Raw genomic sequence first — 15744 nt, forward strand, 5'->3', positions numbered from 1 at the left:
AGCCTTGTCGATCTGTGGACAACCCGGCGCCGAGGTGGATGATCGCGCACCCTCCGCGTCGATCAAGGGGAGATGGTTGCTCCGGAAGATCGAACAGCGACCATCCGCCCTTGATCACCCGGCATAGCCCGACCAGGTCAGGAGTGCATCCAGCCGCCGTCGACCACCCAGTGCTGGCCGGTGCAGGCCCGGCTGTCGTCGGCAGCGAGCCAGAGCACCAGCCTGGCGACGTCGGCGGGCTCGAGGCGTTGGGGCACGGCCTGGGCGGCGGCGCGGTGGGCGTCGGCCTCCGGGGTCACCCAGTTCTCCAGCTGCCGGGGCGTCATGATCCAGCCGGGCAGCACGCAGTTGACCCGCACGCCGTCGGGCCCGAACTCGCGCGACAGCGACCGGGTGAGCCCTTCGACGCCGGCCTTCGCGGTCATGTAGGCGGTGAGGTCGAGCAGGTCCACGTGGGCGCTGATCGAGCCCATGTTGACGATCGAGCCGCGGCCGGCGGTCCGCATCGCGGGGGCCACCGCCTGCGCCGCGAAGAACTGGTGGTCGAGGTTCACGCGCATGCGCTCGTCCCAGTACGAGGGCTCGATGTCACCGACGGCGTGGCGGGTGTCGCTGCCGGCGTTGTTCACGAGCACCTGCACGTCGCCCAGCTCGCCCGCGATCTCGGCGATCGCGCGGCGGTAGGCGTCGAGATCGCGGATGTCGCACTCGCGGAAGAGCGGCCGCGGGTGGCCGCGTTCCGCCACGGCCGCGGCGAGCTTCTCGCCCCCGTCGGCCGCCACGTCGACGAACGCGACGCGCGCGCCCTGGGCGGCGAACTGGGCGACGAACTCGGCGCCGAGGCCGCTCGCGCCGCCGCTGATCAGCACGACCGCGTCCTGCAGGCTGGGGTAGGTGGCGAAGCCGGTCACGACGGCAGTACCACCGCGCGGCCACCTGCGCCCGCGCGCAGGGCCTGGTAGGCGTCGTCGACGCGGTCGAGCGGATACCGCTCGCCGAGCAGGAGGTCCAGCGGCAGCCGCCCGGCCAGGTACAGGCCGAGGATCCGGGGCAGGTCCACGGGCGGGTTCGCCGAGCCGTACAGGCTGCCGACCAGGCGCTTCTGCTGCTGCACCAGTTCGTTGATCGGCACCGAGGCCGTGGCGTCCACCGCGCCGAGGCCGACGGCGATGGCGGTGCCGCCCGGGCGCAGCACGGCGAAGGCCTGGCGCAGGGTCTGCGGCAGCCCCACCGCGTCGACGGCCACCTCGGCGCCGCCGCCGGTCAGCTCCTGGACGGCCGCGACCGCCTCCTCGGGCGACATGCCGGAGGTGTCGAGCGTGTCGGCGGCGCCGAGGCGGCGGGCGAGCTCCAGCTTGTCCGCGGCGACGTCGACGACGACCGGGACCGCGCCGACGAGCACGGCCCCCATCAGCGCGGACAGGCCCACCCCACCGGCACCGATCACGACCAGCGGCTTGCCCGCCACCTGCCCGGCGACGTTGACGACCGCGCCCACCCCGGTGATCACCGCGCATCCGGTGACGGCGGCGACCGCGGGCGGAACGCCGTCGGGCACCTTCACGACGGCGCGCTGCGACACGACCGCACGCTCCGCGAAGCAGGAGACGCCCAGGAAGTGGTGCAGCGGCCCGCCGTCGAGGTGTAGCCGCGAGGTGCCGTCGAGCAGCCCCCCGGTGCGCGCCTGCACCCGCCCGTACACGCACATCACCGGGCGTCCCGTGGCGCAGTACTCGCAGTGCCCGCAGCGCGGGCGCCAGGTGAAGGCCACCCGGTCGCCCACCGCGACGGCGTCCACGCCGGTGCCGACCTCCTCGACCACGCCGCTGCCCTCGTGGCCGAGCACGATCGGAAGCGGGCAGGGGATGGCGCCGTCCATGTAGTGCAGCTCGGTGTGGCACACCCCGGCCGCCTCGACGCGCACCAGGACGTCGTCGGCGTGCGGCGCGTCCACATCGACGTCCTCCACCCGCAGCGGCTCGCCGGGCGACCGCAGCACCGCGGCCCGTACCCGCGCCATCAGGCCCACACCTCCTTCGCCACGCGCACGTCCTGCCCCGTGCGGGCGCTCTCGCCGATCGCGAGCGAGATCGCGTGGTCCTGGCAGCCCTGCGCGAGCGGGTACGGCGGTGGCGCCTCGTCGCGGGCCCACGCGCCGGTGGCCTCGAGGATGGCGGCGACGCCGATGTCGTCCTCGGACAGGCGCGCTCCGCGGAACGGGTTGCGGTACAGCACGCGGCCGTCGAGCGAGACGTGGTCGAGCTCGTTGCCCTCGAGGTTGAGGTCGATACCGAGCCGCCGGTACACGAGGTGCGACTCGACGGGCGTCTCGGGCTCGGCCAGCCGGACGAGGCGGTCGTCGACGAGCTCGCCCGTGGTCCCGCGCACCGCGATCCGCCGGGCGAGCAGGGGGTTCCACCACTGGTTCTCGGTGAAGTCGTAGAGGCCGTGGCGGCCGTCGCCGAAGTCGAGCGTGGCGATCGTCCTGGTCCGCGGCTCGGGGCCGGCGCCCGGCCGCCACCCGTCGAAGCCGAGCGGGTCGACGAGCGGGGCCGCGAACGCGCGGCCGCTGACCGTGACGTCCTCCATGTCCACGCCCAGCAGCCTCCGCACGAGCGAGACCGCGTGGTAGAGGTGCGTGGAGCAGACGTGCACCGCGGTCGGCTCCCCGACGGTCCCCGCGCGCACCGCCGCCAGCCGGGCCGCGTGCCCCGGCATCAGCAGGTACTGCTCGGCCACCTGTACGAGACCGCTGCCGCCCACGTCCGTCCACAGCGCCCGTAGGCCGTCCAGGTCGGGGGCGGGTGGGGTCTCGACGAGCACCGGCACGCCGAGCGCGACGGCGGCGCGGGCCACGTCGGGCATCTGCGGCCACGGCACGGCCGCGGCCACGAAGTCGGGGCGCTCGCCCGCGAGCAGCTCGTCGAGCGTGCGGAAGGCCGGGATCCCCTCGGTGACGTGATCCGGCCTCCGGCTGACGATCCCGACGGCCCGCAGGCGGTCGGGCGCCGCCGCGGCCATGCGGAGAAAGAACCGGCTTCGCTTGCCACTTCCCACCACTGCGAACGTCGTCGGTGCCACGGATCCACCGTCGTTCATGATCGGGCGTACGCGCAAGCTCGATCGTGACCGGATGTCCCGACCGTGCGAAATGATCACTCACGGTCCGTTGTGATCTGCGCAACAGAAGACACTCGGACAAGTCGGAGTAACCCGGACGGGAGAGCCTCGTTTGATCAATTACGCGGACTGTGACCGGACGACGCTCCCTTCATCCGGTCCGGGCCGTCCCTGTCCGACCAGCTCTGTTTGGGTGACATGTCACAGCACATCGCGCCGCCTGAGGCGGCGCCGTCGCGGGGCACGGGCCCCGGCCCGTCCCGGCGGGGGATCCTCTTCGGGGCGATCGGTGGTGTTGTCGTCGCGGCCGCCGTCGTAGTGGGCTTCACCTTCTTCGGCGGCGACGGGGGCACCGACCCCTCCTCGGTGGCGGAGGGCGACGTTCCTGCGGGCGATCTCCAGGTGAGCAGCACCTACACCGAACTCACCGGCGCGCCGGCCGACCCCGACCCCACGGGGATCACCAACGGCCTGGTCGTGCACCCGGTCCGCGAAACGCCGGTGCGCGACGCCCCCGACGGGCGTCCGGTCGCTCGCATGGAGACCACGCAGTTCGGCGACACCTGGCTCCCCGTGATCGCCGAGCAGCCCGGCTGGGTGCAGGTGCTCCTGCCGTCCAAGCCGTCCCAGACCTCCGGGTGGATCCGCGCCGACGACGTGGAGCGGGCCATGACGCCCTACGCCATCAAGGTGCACCTGGGTGCGAAGAAGCTCGAGCTCGTGCGCGACGGCAAGGTCGCGGACGAGTGGTCGGTGGGTATCGGCACGACCGAGACCCCGACACCGACGGGCCGCACGTTCCTGCTGGGGGCGTTCAGCAACCCGAACGAGACCTACTCGTCGGTGTTCCTCCCGCTCGGGGTGCACAGCCCGACGCTGGACAGCTTCGGTGGCGGTCCGGGAACCGTCGCGATCCACGCCTGGCCCGATGCGAGCTCCTTCGGCGCTGCCGTCAGCAACGGCTGCATCCGGGTCCCGGAAGACGCATTGCAGAAACTCGCCGAGGTCCCGCTCGGCACGCTCGTGATCATCGATGAGGATTGAGGGGTTAGCACCACAGTGAAGACGAAGAAGCTCGCCGGTGCGGCAGCGGTCGGGGCCGTCACCGCGGTGACGACCCTGCTGCTCGGCGCGACTCCCGCGCTCGCACAGGACGACGACTCGACCGGCGACAGCGCCTTCGCGCTCTCGGCGTCCGGCCTCCTCGACATCAACCCGATCTCCAAGGTCAAGTCCGCGGACGGCACGCTGGTCCACGACGAGCTCCTGTCGATCGGCGACGTCGCCGGCAAGTACGAGGACGACTTCGCCGTCGGGGTGCTGACCTCGGAGGCCGAGTCCAACCGCGCCGAGACCGTGGTCAAGGAGGTCAACCTCCTCGGCATCCTGAAGGCCGACGTCATCCGCACCTGGTGCGACGGCGGCGAGGGCGGCCTGCAGATCGTCAACGGCTCGGTCCTCGGACACGAGCTGCCGGAGACCGCGGTGCCCGGCAAGAGCCTCGACCTCTCGCCGCTGGTGAAGCTGTCGCTGAACGACCAGAAGCGCAACACCGACGGCTCGCTGTCGGTCACGGGCATCGAGCTGACCGTGCTGCCCGGCCAGGAGGCCGCTGACCCGGACGAGCCGCTGTCCGAGTCGGAGAAGGCCTCGCTGCCGGTCCTCGGCAAGCTGCTGGGCAAGGACCTGCCCGTCAACACCGACACCGTCGGCGGGCTGGTCGGCGAGCTCGGTGCCCTCGGCACCGGCGGTGACCTCCAGAAGGTCACCATCGGCAACGCCACCTGCCAGGAGGGTGGTTCCGTCGACGGCGACAACGACAGCGTCGACGGCGACAACGACTCCAACGGCAGCGACGACGGCGACAACAGCGACGGCGACAACAACAGCAACGACGACGACGGCGACGACTCCGGCAACGGTGGCGACTCCGACGTCAAGGCGGACACCGCTCCGTCCCCGTCCGTGGTGAAGGCGGCCCTGCCGGTCACCGGCTGACGCACACCATCTGACACACCCCGCGACGGGCGGGAGCCGATCAGGCTCCCGCCCGTCGCGTCTTTCTGCCCTGGTCGGGAAGGCGCCAGCGCATGGCGATGCTGGTGCCGGCCGCGGCGTGGTGCACGTCGACGTGCTCGGCCAGCCCGGCGATGAGCACCAGGCCCCGCCCGCGCCAACCCGGGTCGGGCGCCGGCGTCCGCCAGCTGCCGTGATCGCGCACCACCACCCGCACCTCGCCCTGCACGCATGCCGCGTCGAGCTCGGCGTCACCTTCTCCATCGGGGTAGGCGTGATCGGCGACGTTCGACAGCGCTTCGTGCGTGGCCAGCACGATGTCGTCGACTGAGTCGGACGGCAGGCCGAGGCGGACGGCCCACCTCGCCACTTGGGCACGGATGTCTCTCAGACGCTCCGGAAGCGACTGTGCCGCGAGCCGCATTCTCAGCCGGCCCGGTCCGCGCGCGAGCGCAGTCATCGGCTACTCCTGGTCTGGGCCGTTGTCTTCCGCAGATCGGCAAGGGGCTGGGGCCATGGCAGCAGGTGTACCCCGTCCTTCCGGGGGCGAACCGATCCGTTCCGCGGTTCACGGGACCGGGTATGGATCCGGCGGCCATGGCGTTGTTCGGTGTCGTGGATCGACGTGGGGGCGCCCCCGACCGGACCTGGTTGATCGCCATCGCGGCTGCCATGTGGGGGACCGACGGGTTGCTGCGGCAACCCCTCGCCGGTCAGCTCCCGGCCGCCACCGTGGTGTTCTGGGAACACCTGCTGATCGTCGTGGTGCTGCTGCCGTTCGTACCGTCGGCCGTGCGGGCGTTCCGCGCGGCGAGCGGGCGTGAGCGGCTGGCGCTGGTCCTGATCGGGGCCGGCGCCTCCGCGGTGGCCACGGCGCTGTTCACCCAGGCGTTCCGCTACGGCGACCCGGTCACCCCCCTCGTCCTGCAGAAGCTGCAGCCGGTCATCGCCGTGGTCGCGGCCGCGTTGCTGCTGGGCGAGCGCATGCGCCGGGGCTACTGGCTGTTCGCCGTGCCGGCGCTCGTCGGGGCGTGGCTGATGGCCTTCCCGGATCCGCTGTCGGCAGCGCCGCAGGCGGTCACCGCCGCGCTGCTCGCCGTGGCCGCCGCGGCGCTGTGGGCCGTCGGCACCGTGCTCGGGCGCATGGTCAGCGTGCGCATCGCCAGCCGGGACGTCACCGTGCTGCGGTTCGCCATCGGGCTGCCGGCCAGCGCCGTGGTGCTGCTCGCGCAGGGCGCCCCGGTCGCGGTGACGGGCGCGCAGCTCGGCCCGCTCGTACTGCTCGCGCTCGTGCCCGGCCTGCTCGGGCTGACCCTCTACTACATCGGCCTGCGGTCCACGGCCGCCGCGCGTGCCACGCTCGCCGAGCTGGCGTTCCCGGTGACGGCCACGCTGATCGGCGTTGGGCTGCTCGGCACCCACCTGGAGCCCGGCCAGTGGCTCGGGCTGCTCGTCGTGGTGGTCTCGGTGACGGCGCTGGGCCTGCGCGAGCGCTCCCGGCGGCCCGTCGTGCGGGTGGAGACGGCGGCCTAGGAGGGCGCTCCTAGCTCGACGTTCCGCCGGTACGGAACGCGTCGAGGACGCGGCGCTCCCGCTTCGTCGGGCGCCCGGCACCCCGCTCCCGGCGCGCCACCGGCGCCACCGCCTCGGGCGGCGGCGCAGGGGTGTGGTCGATGTAGCAGGTCGCCGCGTCGGCGGCGCCCACCCGTTTCTGGATCACCCGCACGATCTCGACCACCCGGGTCCGGTCGTGCACTCGGGCCCGCACCTCGTCGCCCGGGTGCACCGGCGTGGCCGGCTTCGCGGGGCGGTCGTTCACGCGCACGTGCCCGCCCCGGCAGGCTGCTGCGGCGTCGGGCCGGGTCTTGGTCAGCCGGACCGCCCACAGCCAGCGGTCCAGTCGCGTCGACTCCACTCCCCGATGATGGCCGGTCGCGCGCCCGGGCGGCCAGCGGGATCCGGCCGGGGTGTTCGGGGGTCAGCCGGCGAAGCGGAAGGACACCTCGCCCAGCTCGCCGAAGCCGGCGCGGACCTCGTCGCCCGGTCCGACCGGCACCGGGGCGGTCGTCGTGCCGGTGGTCACGAGCTCGCCCGCGCGCAGCCCGTGGCCGTACCGCCGCAGGTCCTCGGCGATCCAGACGAGCGCGTTGCGGGGGTCGCCCAGGACGTTGCCGCCGGTCCCCGTCGCAGCCTGCTCCCCGTTGATCCACACGGCCGTTGCCCATGTGGACAGGTCGTGCCCGGCCCACCCGGGCACCTGCGGGCCGAGCACGAACCGGCCGGCGCAGGCGCAGTCGGCGAGCAGGTGCGGGGCGCCGACGGTCTCGTAGCGCGCGAACCGCGAGTCGGGGATCTCGACGGCCAGGTGCAACCCGGCGACCGCGGCGAGGATCTCCTCCGGTCCCGCGTCCGGCGCGACGTCGGAGCCCATGAGGTAGGCGAACTCGGCCTCGATGACCCGCATGTGCATGTCGTGGCTGGGCAGCACGTCGCCGGGTTCGTGGCGGAACCGCTCGAACAGCGGGCCGGGCAGCGGCCCGCTCACCCCGATGTGCGCCTGGCCCGCGGTCGTGGTCGCCGCGATCTTCCAGCCGTAGGTGCGTCCGGCGTGCCCGCCGAGCGCGAGCTGCGTGGCGAACCCCTCGGCGTCGTCGCGGGGCATGACGCCGTCGGGGAGCGCGGCGATGCGCTCGCCGGACGTCCAGGATGTCCACAGGAGGTCGGCGGCGCCGCCGGCGCGGTTCTCGTCAGACATGTCCGTCATCCTGCCTGCCGCGGTGCAGGCGGAGCTGGTCGACCACCACGCGCACCCGCGGGTCGTCGCGCAGCTCCTCGAGCGTGACGGGCAGGGGCTGCCGCCAGTTCGGGTACTCGTCGATCGTGCCGGGCAGGTTGGGTTGGCGCACCTCGCCCACCACGTCGTAGGGCGAGACGAGCACCATGCGCGAGCGGCTGCGCGCCAGCAGCGCGTGGAGCGCGACGACCAGCTGGTCCTCCCCGGGCTCCGGGCCGTCGACCAGGCCCTGCACGCGGAGCAGCTCGATCAGCTCCAGCCGTTCGGCGGCAGCCTTCGCCTCCTCGGCCGCCACGTCGTCGAGCAGCCCGAGCTCCGCGCGCACCCGCACGTGCTCGCCGCGCAGGAACCCGGTGGCCGTCGGGAGGTCGTGGGTCGAGACGGTGGCCACCGACTCCTCCGGCCACTCCCCCGGGGGCAGCAGCGGTCTGCCGGGCGCGTCGAGGTCCCGGGTGAACCACAGCACCGACGAGCCCAGGATGTTCTGCCCGGCCAGGCCCTCCGTGACCTCGGGCTCGACGGTGCCGAGGTCCTCGCCGATCACGAGCGCGCCCGCGCGGTGGGCCTCGAGCGTGAGCACGGCCAGCATGACGTCGGCGTCGTAGTGCACGTACGTGCCCCGGTCCGGGCCCTCGCCGGGCGGCACCCACCACAGCCGCCACAGCCCGGCGACGTGGTCGATGCGCAGCCCGTCGGCCTGGCGGAGCAGGGCCCGGAGGAGGTCGCGGTACGCCGCGTAGCCGGTGGCATCGAGCCGGTCCGGGCGCCACGGCGGCAGCCCCCAGTCCTGGCCCTGCTGGCTGAACGCGTCCGGGGGAGCACCCACCCGGACGCCCTGCGCGAGCACGTCCTGCAGGGCCCAACCGTCGGCGCCCTCCGGGTCGCAGCCCACGGCGAGGTCGTGCACCACCCGCACGCCGACCACCCGGGCCGCGTCCCGCACCCCCGCGAGTTGGTCCTGCACCTGCCGCTGCACCCACACGTGGAACGCGACCCGCGGGGCGAGGTCCGCCTTCGCGGACGCGACGTCCGGGCCGTCCGGCCGGCGCAGGCCCTGCGGCCACCGGCTCCAGCGTGCGCCGTACCGCTCGGCCAGGGCGCAGTAGGTGGCGAACTCCTCCAGGTCGGGGCCCGCGCCGCGGGGCTCCGGGCGGCCCTCGCTGCGCCACAGCAGCTCCAGCACCGCCCGCTTCGCGGCCCACACCCGATCGTGCTCGATCCGGCCACCGGTGAGCTCCGGTCGCAGCGCGTCGACCTCCGCCCGGGTCGGCCCGTCGGCACGGGTGTACGCCGCGAGGTCGGTGATCCGCAGCGCGAGCGGGGTGCCGAAGCGCCTGCTCGACGGGGTGTAGGGCGACGGCTGCACCGGAGGCACGGGGGTGATCGCGTGCAGCGGGTTGAGCAGCACCGCGTCCGCGCCGTGCTCGACGCCGGTCCACTGCGTGAACGCGCGCAGGTCACCGAGGTCGCCGATGCCCCACGAGCCCGCCGACCGCAGCGCGTAGAGCTGCAGCATCCATCCCCAGCCCCGCGCGGGCTGCGGCAGCGCGGGCGGCGCCACGGCGACCGTGACCTCCTGCTCCGCGAGCTCCAACCGGTACCACCCGGGCCCCAGCCCCGCCGGGATCTCGGCGACCTCCCGCCGCTCACCGGCCTCGTCGACCAACACGCCGGGTTCGGGAAGGGTCCGCGTCCGGTCCGTTCGGGTGGCGATCGTGCCCGGCAGGCGTCCGCTCGCCACCCGCTCCCGCGCCGCGGCCAGGCCGGCGCGCCGCGCTTCCGGGCTGCCCGCGTCGACGTCGAGCAGGCCCAGCACCCGGACCACCACCTCGGGATCCACCTGGACCGGGCGCCGGTCCCCGTCCCGGTAGCTCGTGGCGACACCGTGCGCTGCCGCCAGTTCGATCAGCTCGCTGTCCACATGTTCCCTTTCCCCGGATGGGGGCAAGCATGCCGGGGCGCGCAAGTGATCACAGTTCGGCCCGTGACCTGCGGCAACACGCTCTCCATCGCTCCCTGCCCAGATCAGGAACAGGTGCTAGGTTCCCTGCGGCGGGCTCCCGCAAGGCAGGGCCGCGGGGCGAAGGCGGATGCGGAGCGGAGAGCGTCGGGACATGACAGAGCGGGCGGGCGGAGAAGTCCGATGAACACGCTCGTTCTGATCGGGCTGGCGCTGGTCGTCGCGGGGTGCATCCTGCTCGTCGTGCGGTTCGCGCCGCGGGTGCGACGGCAGTTCGCCGCGACGGGCGCCCAGCCGCGCACCGTGGCCGACCTGGTCCGGCTCAGGGAGCAGTCGGGCTCCACGGCCCTGCAGGCCGCCCCGCGTGTCGCCGTGTCGCCGGAACCCCGCATCGCGCGGGCGGTCGCGCCGGTCGCCGCGCCGGCCACCGAGGCCCCGCCCCCTCCGCCGCCCGCTCCGGAGCCGCCCGCCCCGGTATTCGTACCGCCCTCCCCGCGCCCGACGCCCGTTGCGGGCCGGGTGCGGCGGGAGTCGGCCGATCCGCCCTCACCCCGTCTCGACGGGGACAACGCGCCATGGCAGCGCGGCGCCCGCATGGCCGTCGGGCTCGGCGGTGGCCAGGCCTGGCGCGAGCCCCCGGCGCCGCCGGCACCGCTGCGGGTCGTCCCGGCCGCCGAGCCGGCCGCGCCGGTGGAGGCCGCCGAGCCGGCGCCGGTGGTGCCCGCCGAACCGGAGGCGCCCGCCCCGGCCGAGCCCGAGTCGCGCACGGACGTGCCGCAGGAGCCGGAAGCTCCGGCTGCCGAGGTGCAACCGCAGGCCGTCTGGACCGAGCCCGAGGCTCCGGTCGAGGAGGTGGCGGCGTCGCCCGAGCTGGTGGCGACGGAGCCGGTTGCTCAGCCGCAGTCCGCCGACTGGACCGAGCCCGAGGCGGCGGCGTCGTCCGAGCCCGCCCCGGCGGAGCCGGCCGCCCAGCCGCAGGCTGTCTGGATCGCGCCCGAGGCGGTCGCCGAGGCCGCAGGTTCCGCGGAACCGGACGAGGAGATCCCGGGCGAAGGGGACGACCCGGAAGCCGAGGACGCATCGGAGGAGCCTCGTCGCAGCCGGCAGACGCCCGACGAGAAGGCGGCGGAGCAGGCCGCGGCCGACCTCGCCCTCGTGCGGACCTTCGGGTTCGCCGACCCGGCGGCGCGCCCGGACAACACCCCCGTGGTCGCCATGGAACATCCCGAGGAGCCGGAGACACCGGTCGAGGCGGGCGCCGCGCAGCCCGTGCAGTACCGCGTGATCCGCCGCGACGGCACGGTGGTGGGCGGGGCCACGGTCACCCTGCTCGACGACCGCGGCGGCGACGTCGCCGCCGGTGCCGCCGACGCGGAGGGGCGGGGCGAGGTGCTCGCTCCGGCCCCGGGCGGGTACGTGCTCGTCTCGACCGCCGCCGGCCATCAGCCGGGTGCCGTGGCGATCACGGTGGCCGGCCCGGCCACCGAGACCGACGTGCTCATCGCGCGTTCGGCGTCCGTGTCGGGCTCCGCCAACGGCGCGAACGGTCCGGTCACAGGCGCCCGCGTCACGCTCGTGCAGGACGGGGAGGCCGTCGACGCGGTCGACACCGACGCGGAGGGCACCTACCGGATCGGCGACATCGGCGCCGGCGAGTACGGGCTGTCCGTGACGGCCCCCGGGTACGAGCCGGTGGCCGCGCTGCTCGAGGTTGCGGAGGAGGCCGATGTGCGCCACGACGTCGCGCTCGAACCGGTTCGGGTGGCGGGCGGCGGCCCGGCGCGGGACGACGCCATGAGCGAGCTTGCGAGCGATTCGACGTCACCGCGTCTGCGCGACGCCGTGCGATGAGTGGCCTGCGCTGACGACGGCGGCCCGTGGAGCACCAGAGGATCGAGGGTCGGCTGCCCGGCGTGGGCGGCGTGGAGCTGTTCTGGCAGGGCTGGCTCCCGGCCGGCGACCTGCGCGGGGTGGTGCTGCTCTCCCACGGCCTCGGTGAGCACGCCGGGCGCTACGGCACCGTGGTCGACGCGCTCGTTCCGGAGGGCTGGGCCGTGTACGGCCTCGACCACCGCGGCCACGGGCGTTCCGGCGGTCGGCGCGCGCACCTGCGTCGCTACGCCGACTGGCTGGCCGACTTCGACGCGTTCCGCCGCACCGTCGTCGCGCGCCACCCGGGCCTTCCGGTGTTCCTGCTCGGTCACAGCATGGGCGGCCAGATCGCGCTGGCCTACGCGCTCGACCACCAGGGCGACCTCGCCGGGATCGTGCTCTCCGCCCCCGCGCTCGCCAACAGCACGGTGCCGAAGGCGGCGGTGCGCGTGCTGCGGGCCGTCGGGAAGGTCGCGCCGACGCTGCGCCCGGCCGGCATCGACGCCTCGAAGATCAGCAAGGACCCCGCGGTGTACGCGGCTTACCGGGCCGATCCGCTCGTGCACCACGGTCACCCCACGCTCGGGCTCTCCGCCGCGCTGGTCGGGCAGTTCGACGTGCTCCCGGAGCGGGCCCGCGGCCTGCGCCTGCCCGTGCTCATGCAGCACGGCGCCCTGGACGCGATCGTGGACCCGTCCGGGTTCCGCCGCCTGGAGGCCGCCTGCGGCTCACCCGACCTCACCGTCCGGTGGTACGAGGGGCTCTGGCACGAGATCTACAACGAGCCCGAGCGCGACGGCCCGCTCGGCGACCTGCGCGACTGGCTCGCCGCCCACGCATGATCGCCCCGAGATCCGCCTGACCGCCCCTGGCCGGCCCATCCGGCGCATCTCGGACCGATCGATCGTTCCGAGACGACCGCATTCGCCCTGAGCCGGGCGTTGAGGCCAATCTCGGAACGATCTCGACCGCGGGTGGAACCGGTCCGTCTCGACCGCCGTCAGTGCAGGCCATGCCGATCGATCTGCGCCGTCCGTTCCGCGGAACCGATGCCGTCCTCGCCGGGCTCGTCACGCCCAAGGCCCTGCGTGGCCCCCGCTTCCGCCGCCTGTTGACCGGGATCTACATCCGCGCCGACGTCGAGATCACCTTCGAGGTGCGCACGCGCGCGGCGTACCTGCTCCTCGACGGCGGCGGCGCGCTCGGCGGCTTCTCCGCGGCCGAGCTGCTCGGGGCGTCGTGCGGACCCGTCGATGTCCCGGCCGAGATCGTCACGCCCCGCGGACTCCTGACGCGCCGGGGCCTGCTCGTCCGGCACGACGAGCTCGCCCCCGACGAGGTCACCGAAGCAGCCGGCTGCATCGTCACCGGCCCGCTGCGCACGGCGTACGATCTGGCGCGCCGGCTGCCGCTGGTCGAGGCGGTCGTCGCGCTGGATGCGCTCGGTTTCGTGCAAAAGATCGTTCCCGCCGACGTCCTGCTCCTGGCCCGTCGCCACCTGGGCAGCCGGGGGAGCGCGCAGCTACCGGAAGTGGTCGCGCTGTCGAACGCGCTCGCCGAGTCGCCCATGGAGACGCGCATCCGCCTTGCGCTGCACTTCGCCGGGCTCCCGCCGCCCACGCTGCAGCACCCGGTCGGTCCGTACCGGCTCGACATGGCCTACCCGGAGGTGATGGTGGCCGTCGAGTACGACGGTCGCGACCACCTCGATCCCGACCGGGCCCTGCGCGACCTGCACCGGGCCACCTACCTGGGCCGCTGCGGTTGGATCGTGTTGCGGTTCCGGGCGGCGGTGGTGCTCGGTCGGCCGTGGTGGATGGCCTCTGTGGTGCGCGACGCGCTCCGCCGGGCCGCGCATCAGCGCGGTGCTCGGGCTGTCTGATCGTTTCGACATCGGGCCGAGTGCCCGCGTAGGGGCGATCCGGCGCATCTCGGATCGATCGATCGCGGCGAGATCGCGGGTTCGGCCCTGCCCGCGGCCCCCGGGCACATCTGGGAACGATCAGTGCACGGATGCCCGGACATTGCGGCGCCGGTTCCCGGGCCGTGGGAGCAAGTGGAAATCGCGTCGCGAGGTGTGTTGATATACGCGAATGTCGCCCGCCACCATCCTCGGAGAGATCTGGGGTTCCCGTCGCGCGGACGCGTTCGACCAGTGCTGTCGCCCGAGCTGACCTCCCGCGTCCGCTCGAACCGTCACCACTGGAGTCCTCCGTGCTGCACGCCCCCACGCCCCTTGCTCTGGGCGATCTCACCGCCTTGACCCGCGACGTCGCCGAGGATGTGCGCGCCGGCCGCCACGAGGTCGAGGTCGACCCGGAACGGCGCTGGTACCGCCTGCTGCGCAGCGACCAGTACTGCGCCTTCCCTGATGGATCTCTGCCTGACGGCATTGATCCATCAGAAGTGCCTTGGGACGTCTGGCTGATCAGCTGGGCCGCCGAGCAGACCGCCGAGCTGCACGACCACGCCGGCTCGCTCGGGGCGCTCACGGTCGTGTCCGGGAGCCTCGTCGAGCAGCGCTGGGTGGGGCACGGCCTGCGCGAGCGGCGGGTGCGTGCCGGGCGCACCCTCGGCTTCCCGCTGGGCCACGTGCACGACGTCGGGAACACCGAACCGACCCCCGCTGTGTCGGTGCACGCCTACTCGCCGCCGCTGACCGCGATGTCGTACTACACGGTCGAGCCCGGCGCGCGGCTGCGCAGGACGCGGAGCGTCCTCGTAGAGTCCGGTTCGTCGGAGGCCGGCCCGATGAAGGGAGTGGGATGACCAGCGTGAACGAGCTGCTCGCGGTGGCCCGTGCCCGGCTCGACCGGCCGGATCCGCGGCGTGCGGCCGAGATGGCGCGCAAGGGCGCCATCCTCGTCGACACCCGCCCGGCCTGGCAGCGCGCGGACGAGGGCGAGCTGCCGGGGGCGCTGGTGATCGAGCGCAACCACATCGAGTGGCGGCTCGACCCCGCCTCCGACGCCCGCATCCCGGAGGCGGTCGACCACGACGTCACCTGGATCGTCGTGTGCTCGGAGGGCTACAGCTCCAGCCTCGCCGCCGCCTCGCTGCAGGACCTCGGGCTGCGCAACGCCACCGATCTCGACGGCGGTTACCGCGCCTGGAAGCGGGCCTTCGGCTAGTACTGGAAGAGTTCGACGAGGTTGCCCGCGGGGTCCTGCAGGAGGGCCTGGCGCCCGCCCCGGCCGACGATGATGTCGCTGCGGAAGGTGGCTCCGGCCTCCCGGAGCCGGGCGACGAGGTCGTCGAGGTCGTCGACCTCGATCTGGAACCTGTTCCAGCCGCCCGGTTCGGGCACGGTGCCGTCGGACAACGTCTGCCCCGCGCCGCCCGCTCCCGGTGAGTTCAGCAGGAGCGTGAGCTCGCCGCGCGAGAGCATCGCGAAGCCGGGAGCCGGCCGCATCTTCACGTCGAAGCCGATGTGGGTGGTGTAGAAGTCGACGGCGGCGTCCACGTCGTCGACGATGTAGCGCACGCTGACCATCCGCCGAGGTTAGGCGCCTGCGGCCCGCTGTGGCTTCTCCTGGCTTGCTGCTCCGTGGAGCGCGTCGACGAGCCGGCCGAGCTCGGGGACGGCCGCGGCGGCGTCGAGCGCCTCCTTGAGCGTGGCATCGTGCATCGGCCGGGCGCGTTCGAGCAGGTCGCGGCCGTGGTCGGTGATCTGGCTGTAGATCCCGCGGCGGTCGTCGGGGCACAGGAACCGCGCGAGCAGTCCCCGGTTCTCCAGCCGGGTGACGAGCCGGGTGGTGGCGCTGTGGGAGAGCGCGGCGGCGCGTGAGAGCTGCTGCATCCGCATGTGCCAGCCGTCCTGGCGGGCGAGGGTGTCGAGCACCGTGTACTCGACGACCGACAGGTCGAACTCGGTTTGCAGCGCCTTCTCGAGGGCGTCCTCCAGCCGCCCGTGCAGCGCGGCGAGGGTGCGCCAGCCCTGCGCGCGCACCTCGACGGCGTCGTCCGCGATCGCCATCTCGCC

General features: G+C 73.9%; 17 protein-coding genes. 8 read left to right on the plus strand and 9 right to left on the minus strand.

What is annotated here, in order from left to right:
• Positions 1–137: 137 nt before the first annotated feature.
• Genes ACU436_RS21225 through ACU436_RS21235 form a run of 3 tightly spaced genes read right to left on the minus strand, consistent with a single transcriptional unit; the run spans position 138 to position 3099 of the window.
• Complete coding sequence (locus ACU436_RS21225) at positions 138–911, minus strand: SDR family NAD(P)-dependent oxidoreductase (RefSeq protein WP_459027832.1); 774 nt, start codon at positions 909–911, stop codon at positions 138–140.
• Positions 908–2020: an alcohol dehydrogenase catalytic domain-containing protein gene (locus tag ACU436_RS21230; RefSeq protein ID WP_459027834.1), complete on the minus strand. Its 1113-nt coding sequence runs from the start codon at positions 2018–2020 to the stop codon at positions 908–910. The genes ACU436_RS21225 and ACU436_RS21230 overlap by 4 nt, the downstream gene beginning before the upstream one ends.
• Positions 2020–3099: a Gfo/Idh/MocA family protein gene (locus ACU436_RS21235; protein WP_459027836.1), complete on the minus strand. Its 1080-nt coding sequence runs from the start codon at positions 3097–3099 to the stop codon at positions 2020–2022. Before ACU436_RS21235 ends, ACU436_RS21230 begins: the two co-directional genes overlap by 1 nt.
• Before the next feature lie 219 nt (positions 3100–3318).
• On the opposite strand from ACU436_RS21235, the gene ACU436_RS21240 reads away from it, so the two are divergent.
• On the plus strand, positions 3319–4164 hold the full coding sequence (locus ACU436_RS21240; protein ID WP_459027838.1) for a L,D-transpeptidase: 846 nt from the start codon (positions 3319–3321) through the stop codon (positions 4162–4164).
• Positions 4165–4179: 15 nt separating this feature from the next.
• On the plus strand, positions 4180–5118 hold the full coding sequence (locus tag ACU436_RS21245; protein WP_459027840.1) for a choice-of-anchor P family protein: 939 nt from the start codon (positions 4180–4182) through the stop codon (positions 5116–5118).
• A 40-nt stretch (positions 5119–5158) separates the two neighbouring features.
• Here the strand turns inward: ACU436_RS21245 and ACU436_RS21250 are convergent, their stop codons facing one another.
• Entirely contained in the window at positions 5159–5596 is a 438-nt protein-coding gene (locus ACU436_RS21250; RefSeq protein ID WP_459027842.1) for an ATP-binding protein, read from the minus strand.
• Positions 5597–5733: 137 nt separating this feature from the next.
• Here ACU436_RS21250 and ACU436_RS21255 point away from each other — a divergent pair, with 137 nt between their 5' ends.
• Entirely contained in the window at positions 5734–6669 is a 936-nt protein-coding gene (locus tag ACU436_RS21255) for a DMT family transporter (protein ID WP_459027844.1), read from the plus strand.
• A 10-nt stretch (positions 6670–6679) separates the two neighbouring features.
• On the opposite strand, the gene ACU436_RS21260 is transcribed toward ACU436_RS21255, so the two are convergent.
• From ACU436_RS21260 to malQ, 3 genes are all read right to left on the minus strand, one after another.
• Positions 6680–7051 carry an RNA-binding S4 domain-containing protein gene (locus ACU436_RS21260; RefSeq protein ID WP_459027846.1) on the minus strand — a complete coding sequence of 124 codons (372 nt, stop codon included), beginning with the start codon at positions 7049–7051 and terminating at the stop codon, positions 6680–6682.
• Between the two features lie 63 nt (positions 7052–7114).
• Positions 7115–7891, minus strand: a complete 777-nt coding sequence (locus tag ACU436_RS21265; RefSeq protein ID WP_459027847.1) for a 2-keto-4-pentenoate hydratase — start codon at positions 7889–7891, stop codon at positions 7115–7117.
• The gene (gene malQ, locus ACU436_RS21270) at positions 7884–9851 is read right to left on the minus strand and encodes a 4-alpha-glucanotransferase (RefSeq protein ID WP_459027849.1); all 1968 of its coding nucleotides are present in this window, start codon (positions 9849–9851) and stop codon (positions 7884–7886) included. Before malQ ends, ACU436_RS21265 begins: the two co-directional genes overlap by 8 nt.
• 222 nt (positions 9852–10073) lie before the next feature.
• Between malQ and ACU436_RS21275 the strand changes: the two genes are divergently transcribed.
• The 5 genes from ACU436_RS21275 to ACU436_RS21295 all read left to right on the plus strand — a co-directional run bounded on the left by ACU436_RS21275 (position 10074) and on the right by ACU436_RS21295 (position 14893).
• On the plus strand, positions 10074–11741 hold the full coding sequence (locus ACU436_RS21275) for a carboxypeptidase-like regulatory domain-containing protein (RefSeq protein ID WP_459027851.1): 1668 nt from the start codon (positions 10074–10076) through the stop codon (positions 11739–11741).
• A 26-nt stretch (positions 11742–11767) separates the two neighbouring features.
• The gene (locus tag ACU436_RS21280) at positions 11768–12604 is read left to right on the plus strand and encodes an alpha/beta hydrolase (RefSeq protein ID WP_459027853.1); all 837 of its coding nucleotides are present in this window, start codon (positions 11768–11770) and stop codon (positions 12602–12604) included.
• A 170-nt stretch (positions 12605–12774) separates the two neighbouring features.
• Positions 12775–13644, plus strand: a complete 870-nt coding sequence (locus ACU436_RS21285; RefSeq protein WP_459027855.1) for an endonuclease domain-containing protein — start codon at positions 12775–12777, stop codon at positions 13642–13644.
• A 332-nt stretch (positions 13645–13976) separates the two neighbouring features.
• Entirely contained in the window at positions 13977–14531 is a 555-nt protein-coding gene (locus ACU436_RS21290; RefSeq protein ID WP_459027857.1) for a cysteine dioxygenase, read from the plus strand.
• Positions 14528–14893: a rhodanese-like domain-containing protein gene (locus ACU436_RS21295; RefSeq protein ID WP_459027859.1), complete on the plus strand. Its 366-nt coding sequence runs from the start codon at positions 14528–14530 to the stop codon at positions 14891–14893. Before ACU436_RS21290 ends, ACU436_RS21295 begins: the two co-directional genes overlap by 4 nt.
• Here the strand turns inward: ACU436_RS21295 and ACU436_RS21300 are convergent.
• Together ACU436_RS21300 and ACU436_RS21305 are read right to left on the minus strand one after the other, a co-directional pair.
• A complete protein-coding gene (locus tag ACU436_RS21300; protein WP_459027861.1) occupies positions 14890–15255 on the minus strand; it encodes a VOC family protein in 366 nt (121 codons plus the stop codon). The genes ACU436_RS21295 and ACU436_RS21300 overlap by 4 nt on opposite strands.
• A gap of 9 nt (positions 15256–15264) precedes the next feature.
• A complete protein-coding gene (locus tag ACU436_RS21305) occupies positions 15265–15738 on the minus strand; it encodes a MarR family winged helix-turn-helix transcriptional regulator (protein WP_459027863.1) in 474 nt (157 codons plus the stop codon).
• Positions 15739–15744 lie beyond the last annotated feature (6 nt).

The organism is Pseudonocardia wallangbongensis, assembly GCF_054486945.1.